This is a genomic window from Flavobacterium sp. GQ95 (assembly GCF_059758655.1).
The window spans coordinates 614487-627714 of sequence record NZ_JCAXEB010000001.1; the positions used below are offsets into that span (position 1 = coordinate 614487).

A 13228-nucleotide genomic window follows, 5' to 3' on the forward strand; every position below is an offset into this window, starting at 1 on the left:
CTTAACCTAAAAATCCATATTACACTGTATTACAACCAAATACACTATTAATGATATTCGTTTACAAATATAGCATTTTAAAGTCTATCAATTCCATAGGATAATTGTAAAATTGTTGTTATTTTTACGGCAAATTTTTAATATGGATTTTCAAATCGGTCTTGTTATTGCGGGTTTACTCGTTGGTTTTGTTGTGGGGTTGACAGGTGTTGGCGGTGGTTCATTAATGACTCCTATATTATTATATTTTGGCATACCTCCAACAACAGCCGTTGGTACCGATTTATTATACGCCGCATTTACCAAAATGGGCGGTGTATTTGTGCATCATAAAAAAAGCAATATCAATTGGCAGATCACGGGCTGGCTTACTTTAGGGAGCGTTCCTGCAGCTTTACTTACCTTATGGATTTTACATAGCATTAAAACCGATATTTCTACGATAAATGCTGTGATCAAATACAGTTTAGGCTGGGCACTTCTTTTTACATCAATAGCTATTTTATTTAAAAAGAAACTATTAGTATTTTCTCAAAAACATGCCGGAGATAAATTTCATAGCGAAAGCCATACCCAAAATATGCTAACTATTGGAATTGGCGTTTTACTAGGAGCAACGGTAACACTTACTTCTATTGGCGCCGGAGCATTAGGAACTGTAACTTTATTTTTTCTTTATCCGCTTTTACCAACACCACGTTTGGTTGGAACTGAGATTGCTCACGCTGTCCCATTAACTCTTGTAGCGGGAATTGGACATGCCTCAATGGGAAATTTAGATTTAGGATTATTAGGCCAATTATTAATGGGATCACTTCCCGGAATTTTTATGGGAAGTATGTTAAGCGGAAAAGTACCCGATCTATTTCTGAGAAATGCAATCGCCATAATGCTTTTCCTGGCCGGATATAAATTAGTTTTTTAGACAAACAATATTATTTATAAAAAGAAAGACCATTTCAAAAAATATTGAAATGGTCTTTCTTTTTTATTTTGATTAAAAATAGAATTGATTAAAAAGCAATATCCGCCAAAGAATTACTTTCAAGTATTTTAAGTGTATTATCACGAACTTCAGTCATTAAACGTCTGGCAGCACAGGTTGACTCATCGTCGCAGTCATCACATTTTTCATAAAAATTATGACTGGCGCAAGGAAGCAATGCTATTGGTCCTTCAAGGATGCGATAGACTTTAGCCATGCTGATATCTTTTGGATCTTTAATCAGATAATAGCCGCCGCCTTTTCCTTTTTTTGCTCCAAGAAAACCAGAGTTTCTAAGTAACAATAAAATACTTTCCAGAAATTTAATCGAAATATGCTCGCTTTTGGCAATTTCAGCAATTTGTACAGGCTCATTATTTTCACGTCTGGCCAAATAAGTTAAAGCTTTAATTCCGTATTTTGTTTTCTTTGAAAGCACTTTTTAAATATTTTAGATTGCAGATTTTAGATTTCTGATTGAAATCAAACATCTTACATGTTTTTCTGCAACAAAAATAGACTTTTTCTATGAGAAAAATAACAGAATCAAATTTATATTCTACCTAACCCATCAATTTAATTCGTTATTACCAATTAAATTCAGATCATAGTTGATTTATACTTATAAATTTTCTGATAATAAAAATTAACATCGATAAAACAAATCTAAAATAAAAAAACGATTTCTAACTGCATTTAATTTACAGTTAAAAATCGTTGTTATAATAATCTAAAATCTATAGTCTAAACTCTAAAATTTATTTAAGAAAGCGCCTGATCTAAATCGGCAATAATATCTTTTACCGTTTCTAAACCTACCGAAACACGTACTAAACCTTCTGTAATCCCAACTGCTAACTTTTCTTCAACAGACAATTTACTGTGTGTTGTTGAGGCCGGATGTGTTACAATTGTTTTTACATCTCCAATATTTGCCGAAAGTGAACATAATTTGATTTTGTCCAAAAATTTTCTTCCTGCTTCAAGGCCGCCTTTAATTTCAATTGCAATAATGTTACCGCCTAAAAGCATTTGCTTTTTGGCGATTTCATATTTTGGGTGTGATTTTAAAAACGGATATTTTATACTCGCAACACTAGGATGATTTTCTAAAAACTCAGCCACTTTTAAAGCATTTTCACAATGTCTGTCAACGCGAACAGCCAAAGTCTCTAAACTTTTTGATAAAACCCAAGCATTAAAAGGAGACATTGCCGGTCCTGTATTTCTTGAAAACAAATAAATTTTACGAATTAATTCAGCATCTCCAACTGCAACTCCACCTAAAACGCGACCTTGTCCGTCTATTAATTTTGTAGCCGAATGAATTACGATATGTGCGCCATATTTAATAGGCTGCTGAATGTATGGCGTAGCGAAACAGTTATCAATTATTAAAATCAAATTGTGCTTTTTTGCAATTTGACCCAACAATTCTAAATCAACTACATCGACACCTGGATTTGTAGGCGTTTCAGCGTATAAAATTTTAGTATTTGGCTTAATAAAACTTTCAATAGTTTCCGGCTGATTTATATCAAAATAAGAAGTTTCGATTTTCCATTTTGGAAAATAGGTCATGAATAAAGCGTGCGTCGATCCAAAGACGCTTCCCGCAGAAACAATATGATCTCCTGATTCTAACAATCCGGCAAAAGTCGAATATATGGCCGCCATTCCGGTTGCAAAAGCATAACCAGCTTCAGCACCTTCCATCGCGCAAACTTTGTCAACAAATTCTGTTGTATTTGGGTTGCTAAAACGAGAGTAGATATTACGTACTTTTTCTTCTGTAAAAGATGCTCTCATATCCTCTGCATCTTCAAATACAAAACTTGATGATAAATACAAAGGAGTTGAATGTTCCTGAAATTGTGTTTTTTCTAAATGTGTACGGATGGCCTGGGTTTCAAAACCAAATTCTTGATCGCTCATTATTTTTTTGTTTAACACGAATTGCACTGATTAGCACTAATTCGCCTGTTTTTATAATTTCACAAAGACTCGCAAAGAAACTCAGAGATAACTAAGGATTTATGCGAATTTTTATTACTTAATATCAGTTAAGAATTATCTAATTCTCTAATTGACTAATTTTCTAATTTTAAATTCTATAAAGCTTCGTTGTTCAAAACAACTTTATACTTAATTGTAGCTGTTGGCTCTACGGTTTTGGCAACTGAGCAATATTTCTCAAAAGAAAGTTGTGCTGCTCTTTGTGCTTTTTCAGGATTGATATCGCCTTCTAAATAGAAAACCACATTGATTTCCTTAAAAGGTTTTGCTTCTTCAATTTGAACACGCTCGCCTTCTACCTCAGCATTAAAGGATGTTATTTCCTGACGTTGTTTCTTTAGAATCGAAATCATATCGATAGCACTGCATCCCGCAACGCCCATCAATACTAATTCCATTGGACTTGCACCTAAATCGCTTCCCCCAAATTCGGCTCTGCTATCAACATCAACTACATGACCTCTTTCATTTTTTAATTTGAAATGAAACGCGTCGTTTACTCTGTTTAAGGTTACTTTCATTTTTTTTGTTTTATTGTTTTTGTTTATTGTCATTGCGAGGAACGAAGCAACCTCACTAACAATTACACAAAGCTTGATTTTGCAAATGTGATTGCTTCGTTCCTCGCAATGACAAACTAGACTTTTTATCCTTTATCCGACAATCTCAAAATATCACCAAAAACGCCTCTCGCTGTTACCGCAGAACCTGCACCAGCTCCCTGAATTACGATTGGACGATCTCCATAAGATTCTGTATAGATTTCGAAGAAAGAATCAGAACCTTTTAATCCGCCTAAAGCAGTATCTGAAGGAACAGAAACTAATTTTACTTCAAGAATTCCTTTATCATTCTGTAAATCTCCAGACAACTCACCAATGTATCTTAATACATGGTTTGGCTTTTGATCGGCTTTTATTTTCTCGTAAATTGGATCGAATTCTTTTAGTTTCGTTAAGAAATCAGACACATTCCCATCACGTAAATGCTCCGGAATTAAATTCTGAATAGAGATCTCTTCAAACTCATTCTGTAAATCTAATTCTCTTGCTAAAATCAATAATTTTCTTCCCACATCATTTCCGCATAAATCCTCACGCGGATCTGGTTCTGTATATCCGTTGTCAATTGCTTCTTTCAAAATTTCGCTAAACGGAACTTCTTTTGCTGAGAAATTATTGAATAAATAACTCAAAGTTCCAGAAAAAACACCTTTTATTTTAGTAATATTTTCTCCTGAAAGATGCAATAATTTTATAGTATCAATTAATGGTAATCCAGCACCAACATTGGTTTCGTATAAATAATTCTTTTGGTTATCTTCCAAAGCTTTTCTTAGTTCTTTATAAAAACCATAACTCAATGTATTAGCTACTTTATTCGAAGAAATCAAATCGAAACTACTTTCTACAAGCGGAATATAGTTTTCTACGAAAGTCGCACTTGCGGTATTGTCGATCGCAATTAAATTCTCTAAATGATATTCATTTGCGTAATCGATAATATCTTTTATCGTATATCCTTCACCTTTACTGGCAATATCATTTTTCCAGTCTGAGGCTACTCCATTTTTATTTAACAGCAGTTTTTTAGAATTCGCAATTGCAAAAACATTTAACTTGACGCCTTTACGTTTTTCAATAGCTGAAGCCGATTCTAAAATCTGGTTGATTAAAGTTCCGCCAACTAATCCGTGTCCAAAAATAGCAATGTTGATTTTTTTAGAAACTCCAAAAATCTCTCCGTGAATTACGTTCAAGGCTTTGTTTAGTTCTTCTTTTTTAACAACTAAACTCACATTTTTACCCGTAACCGTGTTATTGAATAATATCGGAACAATTTTATTTCTGATTAAAGCGGTGTAAGGTTTGTGGAAAGTGCTTAAATCCTGGCCAATAATCGAAATTACAGAAACATTGTCTGTCACCGTAATTTGATTTACATCTTTAGAATAAAAGTCGTTTTCAAACTCTTTTTCTAATTCGACCATTGCTGTTGTTGCTTTTTCAGTTGCCACAACAAGCCCAATTCCTCTTTCTGAAGAACCTTGCGAAATGATACTTACACTGATATTATGATCACCCATCACTTTGAAAATTCGGGCATCAACTCCGGCTTTTCCAAGCAAACCACGTCCTTCAAGATTTACTAAAGAGACATTTTCTAAAACTGATAAAGTTTTAATTCCTTCTTTAGCAGAATCTGAAGTAATTAAAGTTCCACGATTTTCATGATTGAAAGTATTTAAAATACGAAGCGGTATATTTTTTTCCAATAATGGAATAATGGTTTTTGCATGAAGAATTGTTGCTCCAAAATTAGCCAGCTCATTTGCTTCATTAAAAGACAAATATTCGATTTTTTTGGCATCCGCAACTAAATCTGGATTTGCCGTATAAATTCCGTCAACGTGTGTAAAGTTTTGTAATTCTTCGGCATCTAAATAGTTTGCAATTAATGATGCTGTGTAATTACTTCCGTTTCTTCCTAAAGTGGTTGTGTCGTTGTTGTTGTTTGATCCGATGAAACCTGTAACAATATTTACTGTTGAACCGTTATGAAGCTTGAAATAATTGATTACGTTTTTCTTAGAAAGCTGCTCTAAAGGCTGGGCATCTCCAAATTTAGAATCGGTTTTAAGCAATTCTCTGGTATCAACAAAATTTGCCGGAATTCCCTTTCCCACTAAAATTGAAGTCAATAATTTAGCCGAAAGCAATTCTCCTTTAGACAAAATCTGATCTTTAATTTTGTTGCTGTAATCGCCAATTAGACTTACGCCTTCAAAAAGTTTATCTAAAATATTAAACTCTTCTGATAAATCGACTTGCGGATAATCTGAAGTTTGATACGCTTTAAAACTTTCTAACAAAGGTTTGTAGTTTCCGTTTTTTGCTGCAATTCTTAAAATATCTTCTAATTCATCTGTAGCATTTCCTCGGGCCGAAACTACAACGGCAATTTTTTCTCCTTGATTTACTTTATCAGAAATGATTGAAACTACTTTGTTTAGTCCTTCTCCGTTTGATAACGATTTACCTCCAAATTTTAATATTTTCATTTTATTTTTCTATTGTTTCTGCCTTAAAAATATCGGCAAGTAAATGATCTAATTGTTTGTACTCGATTAAAAAAGCGTCATGTCCGTGAACCGAATCTATTTCGCTGTAAAAAACATTGTCTTTAAACTTCTTCAACTCCTGAAAAGTTTCCAGGTTTTCTTTTGGTGTAAAAAACAAATCCGAATTGATTCCGATAATATGAATCGACGCAGTTGTTTTTGATATTAAAGCTTCGAAATCAGCACTATTTCGAGTAATGTCTATTGTTTTGAGCAACTGGTTCATCAATTTGTAAGATGATAACTGATAACGTTGCTGTAGCTTTTTGCCGTGATGCGCCAACCAGCTTTCTATGTTAAAAATTAAAAGATCCTGATTAATCGTACGCTTAAATTTTTCTTTGAATGATTCTGGAGAACGATAACACAACATGGCATGAATTCTGGCATCTTCAATTGGTTTTGATGAATTATTCAGAATTTGTTCCTGGAGATAGCAATTAGCAATCATCCAGTCGGTCGATTTCCAGTCGGTTGCAATCGGAATTAAATTTTCGGTAATATTTGGTTCTAAAGCCAGGATTTCCCAGGCAATTCCGCCACCAACAGAACCTCCAATTATTGCAAAAACCTGTTCAATTTTTAAAGATTTTATTCCTTTTATAAATATTCTGGCAATATCTCTGGTGGTAAAATCCTGATAGTTTTCAATTATGAAAGAATCATTTCCGTTTCCCGGAACGTTAAATGCCAAAACAGTATATTTGTTGGTATCAATTGTTTTTTCGTCTCCAATTAAATCGTTCCACCAACCATTTTCACCCGTTACCTGTGCATTTCCGGTCAAAGCATGATTGACCAAAACAATAGGCGCAGTATGCAATGGTAAGCCAGAAAGTGTAAAACTTAAGGGTAATGACGGATATGATGCACCACTCTCTGTGATGAAATCCTGAATTATAATGGGGTTTGGTATATTTTCCAATTTCAAATCTGTTGTATTATTGATTTGTATCTGGAAATATTAGAAAGAAAAGTCTAGAGTGAAACTAGAAAAATTCTTGTTGTTATCTTTCCACGTTTGGGCGTGGTAGAATGCAGCACCTTCTTCGCTTTACCGAAGGGTTGCTAAGGATTCATCGGGTCTAATCCCTCGTCCTTTCTTTATAACATTTCAATACGTTTTTGAACTTAAAGGTGCAAATTAACTACTATTTTCTCAAACAAACAAATTTTATCGAAACTGATTCCTCAATTTCATAAATATAATTCAAACTAAAACTAGTATACGCAAAAATTTACCGAACTAAAAGTCCAGTAAAATTAAGCAGGTATTCACCTATTTTATGATACTTTTCGATTTAGATAAAAAGCGTTTCATTTTCTTTTGAATACATCAAAAACAATAAAGAGTTTGGTTCTTTTTTATCTGCTTTTTGATCCGTTTCTGTTATTCCGAATCTTGGATGGATCAATTCATTTTTTGGCGGAGGATTATTTTTTTTTGTCCTGTTTTTCAATGTTGAAAATGTTCTTGATAAGTAGTTTAATGTGCTCATGATATTTAAGTTTAGTTTAGTTTGTGTATTTATCTTTATTATTCGTTTATTTTAATGTTAAGCCAGCTGGATGAAATAAAAAAACCCTTTTGGTTTAGATGCCAAAAGGGTTTAAGTTTTTAAACTCATATATTCTTTTGGAATCAACAGACGCGTACGCAAATAAATGCGACAGTGAACATCTTGTTCATCTGTAGGGATTTATTCATCTGTGATTTATTTATTAATTTAAATTCTTGCATTTTGTTATAAAATTAAAAAGCCTCCTAAAATTATTGGGAGGCTTTGCATATAATATTGTTGTTTTCTTACAATTTAAGCAAAAGACTTCCCAACGGTATTAACCGAAATGGCGCAAAACATTTTATAGACATTTAAGTTCATTGATTCAGTAGCTTTTGGGTTTAACAAATATGCAAATATTATTTTAATTAAACAAATAAAAAACAATAAATTAATACGAAAATCCGACAAAAAACTACTTTTTTAGGCTATAAAACATCTTACAAAACTTTCGCTTAATAAAACAAAGGTAAAAAACTTACAAAAACTCATTTTTACTTACAGTATCTCCACAAATCAGTTTATCAAAGAACTTCACAAAGTCATTCCGACTTTAGTTTTTAAAGCCAGACTGCTTCTTTGTTTTTAATTTTTTCTGCCACTTTTAAAATATCTGTAATAATTCCTCTAGAAATAGCTTGTTTACAAGGAGACGCGCCTTGAATAACAATTGGGACATTAGCATACGATTGCGTATAAATTTCGAAAATAGCATCAGAACCTTTTAATTGACCAATTGCAGATGTAATGGGTTCCGAAATTAATTTAACTTCTAATAAATTTCGTTCTACATCAAATTCTCCTACATATCTTAAAACATAATTGTCAGCCTGGGTAATTTTGGCAATTTTAAATGATCTGTCGACTGCTTCTTTATCAAGGATTCCGTTTTTCTCTAAATGCTCCTCCTTAATAAGAGAATTGATTTTTATATCTGTAAAATCGAAATCCTTCCCAATTTCTCTTGTCAAAATCAGCAATTTTCTGGCCGTGTCATTTCCGGATAAATCTTCCCTAAAAGTAGAACGCATTAATCCTAACAAACTCGCATCTTTTAGGATTGATGAAAAAGAATTTTCTTCGGTAGAAAACCGATTAAATACATAACTCAGATTGTCTGAAAAAACACCTCTGATTTTTGTGATTTTCTCTCCTGAATAATACAAGTCCCTTAAAGTTTGTAAAACCGGAAAACCAGTATCAACTGAGGTTTCATACAAAAACTCTTTGTCGTGTTTTTTAAGATTCTCCCTAATTTCTTTATAAAGATCAATTGGCAATGTATTGGCTTTTTTATTTACCGCTACAATATTAAATCCATTCTGAATCAATGTATTATAGTGCCCTATCAATTCATCGCTAGCCGTTGCATCAACCGCAATCAGATTCTCGAATTCATTTTCTTTAGCAAATTCTACAATATCTTCTATTTTAAAAGGAACAGCCAATTCTCTAAAATTGGTTTCCCAGGCATATCCAACTCCTTCTTTCTCAAAAAAGGCAACTGTAGAATTGGTGATAATCGGAAAATGAAAATCAATATTTTTACTTTGAAGAAAAAATTCCTGGCTTTCAATAATCTGATTAATCAAAGTGCTTCCGATATTTCCAATTCCAAAAAGGATGATATTTATTTTAAGCTTTGACATAATTTTTATTTATTGGGGTTAATTTTGAACCATATAAGTGGTAAAGTCCATTTAATTTATCAATGTCTATAATTTTAGACGTGCTGCTGTGTCGCTACTAAACCTGTATTGTATTTAGACGTGCTGCTGTGTGTCGCTACTATTTAGACGCGCTAAAGCGCGTCTCTACATGACTTATATGGTGAAAATTTATGTTGAATTTCTTTTTATAAAAAATCACCTCTAGCAACACCACATCGCTAAAGGCAATTTTTCAAACAAAAAACAAAAAAACCTAATTCTTATTGATGCTATATTGTGATTGCGTAACGCTTTCGAAAACGGTTTGCAGATCAGCAATAAGATCTTCTATATCTTCAATTCCAACAGAAAGTCGGATCAAATCTTTTGAGACTCCTGTTTCTAACTGTTCATCATCAGATAATTGTTGGTGGGTTGTACTTGCAGGATGAATAATTAATGATTTTGTATCACCAATGTTTGCCAAAAGCGAGAACAATTTAGTTTGATCCACCACTTTTTTAGCCGCTTCAAAACCACCTTTTAATCCAAAAGTGATGATTCCACTTTGCCCTTCCGGCAGATATTCCTGTGCTAAATCATAATATTTATTCGATTTCAAACCTGGATAATTCACCCAAACTACTTCTTCCTGTTTCTCTAACCATTCAGCTAAAGCCAAAGCATTTTCGCTGTGTTTTTTGATTCGGATTGGCAATGTTTCTAATCCCTGAATGATTTGAAAAGCATTAAACGGACTCAAAGCGGCACCAAAATCACGCAAACCTTCAATTCTGGCTTTTGCAATAAAGGCAGCATTTCCCAAAGCTTCATGATAGACTAATCCGTGATATCCAGCAGATGGCTCTGTAAATTCCGGGAATTTTCCGTTAGACCAGTCAAAATTTCCGGCATCGATAATGGCTCCTCCTAATGAAGTTCCGTTTCCGGCAATATATTTCGTCAAGGAATGGATAACGATGTTGGCTCCGTGCTCAATTGGTTTTAGTAAATAAGAAGTGGCTACCGTATTATCTACAATAAAAGGTACTTTGAAGTTTTTGGCTTCCACCGAAATTCCCTTCAGATCCAAAACATCTAATTTTGGATTCCCTAAAGATTCAACGAAGAAAGCTCTCGTATTTTCTTTTGCTGCTTTCGTAAAATTCTCCGGTTTTGAAGGATCTACAAAAGTGGTTGTAATTCCTAATCTTGGCAGAGTTACTTTCAATAGATTGTAAGTTCCTCCATATAAACTATTCGAAGCCACGATATGATCTCCTGCTTTTAGCAAGGTCAGGAAAGTTGTTGCTATAGCTGATGCTCCAGATGCCGTAACAACAGCTGCAAGTCCGCCTTCAAGCGCTGCAAGCCGTTGTTCTAAAACATCATTTGTTGGATTATTTAATCGTGTGTAGATAAACCCGGCTTCGGCAAGACCAAATAAATTCGCGGCGTGATCTGCACTATTAAAAACATACGATGATGTTTGATAAATTGGAACCGCTCTGGTGCTTCCGTTTTTTGTTACGTCGTGTCCTGCATGTAGTGCGTTTGTTGCAAATTTTTGTGTACTCATAATTTCTTAATTTTAAATATTGTTAATACGATATATTGATATTGTAATTGATATTGTTTAAACGTATAGATCTTCTTCTTCAAGATTATACATGTGAAACAATAAAGATTTCTGACCTTTTATATATTGTGCAGGATCATACTTTATGGCTTCATTTGCTGGCTCTTCAGATTTATTATTATTTTTTTGAGAATCCGTTCTCAATAAGTACTGAAATGCGATTGTATTTATATCTAATGTGTTCATGATTTAAAATTTAAAATGTTGAAATGAAAAAAGCCCTTCCGGATGGCGACCAAAAGGGCTTATAGTTTAACTATAACAAAGATTGTATCTTTTACTTTTGGCAACAGCAAGGTTGGATGCACATTTGCATCATACTACAACACATCATATTTGTTCTTGCTATTGTTTTCATTTTCATTTAATTTAAAATTAATTTCTTTTTTTTAAACTCGACTAATTCGATAGAGTAAATGTAATAAGTATTTTTCGAACCACCAAATCAAATATTGATATTTAACATTAAAATTTTATCATCTCAGTAATATCGATCAATTAGAGGCAATAAATTTTGATTTTCATTTCACTTTCAAACAAAAAAAAACCTCTGCAGTTATGCAGAGGTTCTATATATAGGATTGAAAGTATACTACAATAGCGTCTCTGCGGAAGGCTCCGGCATCATACAAGACATATTGCAAATTGTTAATTTCATTTTTTCTTTTATTGATGAGGCAAATGTGCGAACTATTTTTTAATCGACCAAACAAAAAGCAATTTAATTTCTATTACCCTATCTATTTAGTATGCTTCTGTTAAATTTCTGCTTATAAAAATAAAAAAAGTTGAACTTTAATTTGCAAATCAAAATGGTTTCATACCTTTGCACGCGAATACAGAGGAAAAATTTGAACTGATTGCAACCTCTTCATAATGAAATGGTTCATTATGAATGCTGAAGATTTGATTTCAGTATTAAAAAATGCTAAAGCAGGAATTCTCCTTTAGCCTTTTCAGCAATTATTTCTCCTCGCTTAATTTTAATTTAATAAATTATTATGGCTTATTTATTTACGTCAGAATCTGTTAGTGAAGGGCACCCAGACAAAGTTGCAGATCAAATTTCGGATGCATTAATTGATAACTTTTTGGCATTTGACGCTGATTCGAAAGTAGCTTGTGAAACACTTGTTACAACAGGTCAGGTAATTTTAGCAGGTGAAGTAAAATCGAATACCTATCTTGATGTGCAGCAAATTGCCCGCGAAGTAATCCGTAAAATCGGTTACACTAAAAGCGAGTATATGTTTGAAGCAAATTCTTGTGGAATTTTATCAGCAATTCACGAGCAATCAGCTGATATTAATCAGGGTGTTGACAGAGCTAAGCCAGAAGAGCAAGGTGCAGGTGACCAGGGAATGATGTTTGGTTACGCAACTAACGAAACTGAAAACTATATGCCATTGGCACTTGATTTATCTCATAAATTATTACAAGAGCTAGCCATCTTAAGACGTGAAAACAAAGAAATTACTTATTTACGTCCAGATGCAAAATCTCAGGTAACTTTAGAATATAGCGACGATAACAAACCAACTCGTATTGATGCTATTGTAATCTCAACACAGCACGATGATTTTGACGAAGAAGCTACAATGTTAGCTAAAATCAAAAAAGATATTATCGAAATCCTTATTCCAAGAATTATCGCTAAAAATCCAGCTCACGCTCATTTATTTAATGATAAAATCAACTACCATATTAACCCAACAGGAAAATTCGTTATTGGAGGACCTCACGGAGATACTGGTTTAACAGGAAGAAAAATTATCGTTGATACTTACGGTGGAAAAGGAGCTCACGGTGGTGGTGCTTTCTCTGGAAAAGATCCAAGTAAAGTAGACAGAAGTGCTGCTTACGCAACACGTCATATCGCTAAAAACTTAGTTGCTGCAGGAGTTGCTGACGAAATCTTAGTACAGGTTTCTTACGCAATTGGAGTTGCAGAACCAATGGGTATTTTTATTGATACTTACGGAACTTCTAAAGTAAACTTAACAAACGGTGAAATCGCTAAAAAAGTAGAAGCTATCTTTGATATGCGTCCTTACTTTATTGAGCAACGTTTGAAATTAAGAAACCCAATTTACAGTGAAACTGCTGCTTACGGACATATGGGACGTAAACCAGAAGTAGTAACTAAAACTTTTTCTGCTCCGGGAGGACATGTAAAAACGGTTACTGTTGAATTGTTTACATGGGAAAAACTTGATTTCGTTGACAAAGTAAAAGCGGAATTCGGATTGTAAATCT

The 13228-nt window shown here is 33.5% G+C and carries 11 protein-coding genes and 1 riboswitch; of the genes, 2 read left to right on the forward strand and 9 right to left on the reverse strand.

Annotation, left to right across the window (positions count from 1 at the left end):
• Nucleotides 1-142: 142 nt before the first annotated feature.
• Nucleotides 143-925, forward strand: a complete 783-nt coding sequence (locus tag AC6CH4_RS02640) for a sulfite exporter TauE/SafE family protein (protein WP_498099918.1) — start codon at nt 143-145, stop codon at nt 923-925.
• An 88-nt stretch (nt 926-1013) separates the two neighbouring features.
• Here the strand turns inward: AC6CH4_RS02640 and AC6CH4_RS02645 are convergent, their stop codons facing one another.
• The 9 genes from AC6CH4_RS02645 to AC6CH4_RS02685 all read right to left on the reverse strand — a co-directional run bounded on the left by AC6CH4_RS02645 (nt 1014) and on the right by AC6CH4_RS02685 (nt 11158).
• Entirely contained in the window at nt 1014-1424 is a 411-nt protein-coding gene (locus AC6CH4_RS02645) for an RrF2 family transcriptional regulator (protein WP_012023576.1), read from the reverse strand.
• A 323-nt stretch (nt 1425-1747) separates the two neighbouring features.
• Nucleotides 1748-2920, reverse strand: coding sequence for a trans-sulfuration enzyme family protein (locus AC6CH4_RS02650; protein ID WP_498099920.1), 1173 nt, complete (start codon nt 2918-2920; stop codon nt 1748-1750).
• Nucleotides 2921-3096: 176 nt separating this feature from the next.
• Nucleotides 3097-3522 (reverse strand): OsmC family protein, encoded by a 426-nt coding sequence (locus tag AC6CH4_RS02655; RefSeq protein WP_498099922.1) that lies wholly within the window; start codon nt 3520-3522, stop codon nt 3097-3099.
• Nucleotides 3523-3647: 125 nt separating this feature from the next.
• Nucleotides 3648-6062, reverse strand: a complete 2415-nt coding sequence (gene thrA, locus AC6CH4_RS02660; RefSeq protein WP_498099924.1) for a bifunctional aspartate kinase/homoserine dehydrogenase I — start codon at nt 6060-6062, stop codon at nt 3648-3650.
• Nucleotide 6063: 1 nt separating this feature from the next.
• Entirely contained in the window at nt 6064-7053 is a 990-nt protein-coding gene (locus tag AC6CH4_RS02665) for an alpha/beta fold hydrolase (protein ID WP_498099926.1), read from the reverse strand.
• Nucleotides 7054-7126: 73 nt separating this feature from the next.
• A riboswitch (SAM riboswitch) is annotated at nt 7127-7235 on the reverse strand.
• Nucleotides 7236-7423: 188 nt separating this feature from the next.
• A complete protein-coding gene (locus AC6CH4_RS02670) occupies nt 7424-7621 on the reverse strand; it encodes a hypothetical protein (protein WP_498099928.1) in 198 nt (65 codons plus the stop codon).
• A 623-nt stretch (nt 7622-8244) separates the two neighbouring features.
• Nucleotides 8245-9333, reverse strand: coding sequence for a homoserine dehydrogenase family protein (locus AC6CH4_RS02675; RefSeq protein WP_498099930.1), 1089 nt, complete (start codon nt 9331-9333; stop codon nt 8245-8247).
• A 274-nt stretch (nt 9334-9607) separates the two neighbouring features.
• Complete coding sequence (locus AC6CH4_RS02680; RefSeq protein ID WP_498099932.1) at nt 9608-10912, reverse strand: O-acetylhomoserine aminocarboxypropyltransferase/cysteine synthase family protein; 1305 nt, start codon at nt 10910-10912, stop codon at nt 9608-9610.
• A gap of 57 nt (nt 10913-10969) precedes the next feature.
• Nucleotides 10970-11158, reverse strand: coding sequence for a hypothetical protein (locus AC6CH4_RS02685; protein ID WP_056190221.1), 189 nt, complete (start codon nt 11156-11158; stop codon nt 10970-10972).
• A gap of 815 nt (nt 11159-11973) precedes the next feature.
• Between AC6CH4_RS02685 and metK the strand changes: the two genes are divergently transcribed.
• Nucleotides 11974-13224, forward strand: a complete 1251-nt coding sequence (gene metK, locus AC6CH4_RS02690; protein WP_192186144.1) for a methionine adenosyltransferase — start codon at nt 11974-11976, stop codon at nt 13222-13224.
• Nucleotides 13225-13228 lie beyond the last annotated feature (4 nt).

Excerpts from the sequence above, each read along its gene's own strand:
- AC6CH4_RS02685 (WP_056190221.1), bottom strand. The coding sequence starts at position 11,158 with ATGAACACATTAGATATAAATACAATCGCATTTCAGTACTTATTGAGA.
- AC6CH4_RS02640 (WP_498099918.1), top strand. The coding sequence starts at position 143 with ATGGATTTTCAAATCGGTCTTGTTATTGCGGGTTTACTCGTTGGTTTT.
- AC6CH4_RS02650 (WP_498099920.1), bottom strand. The coding sequence starts at position 2,920 with ATGAGCGATCAAGAATTTGGTTTTGAAACCCAGGCCATCCGTACACAT.
- AC6CH4_RS02655 (WP_498099922.1), bottom strand. The coding sequence starts at position 3,522 with ATGAAAGTAACCTTAAACAGAGTAAACGACGCGTTTCATTTCAAATTA.
- thrA (WP_498099924.1), bottom strand. The coding sequence starts at position 6,062 with ATGAAAATATTAAAATTTGGAGGTAAATCGTTATCAAACGGAGAAGGA.
- AC6CH4_RS02680 (WP_498099932.1), bottom strand. The coding sequence starts at position 10,912 with ATGAGTACACAAAAATTTGCAACAAACGCACTACATGCAGGACACGAC.
- AC6CH4_RS02670 (WP_498099928.1), bottom strand. The coding sequence starts at position 7,621 with ATGAGCACATTAAACTACTTATCAAGAACATTTTCAACATTGAAAAAC.
- AC6CH4_RS02675 (WP_498099930.1), bottom strand. The coding sequence starts at position 9,333 with ATGTCAAAGCTTAAAATAAATATCATCCTTTTTGGAATTGGAAATATC.
- metK (WP_192186144.1), top strand. The coding sequence starts at position 11,974 with ATGGCTTATTTATTTACGTCAGAATCTGTTAGTGAAGGGCACCCAGAC.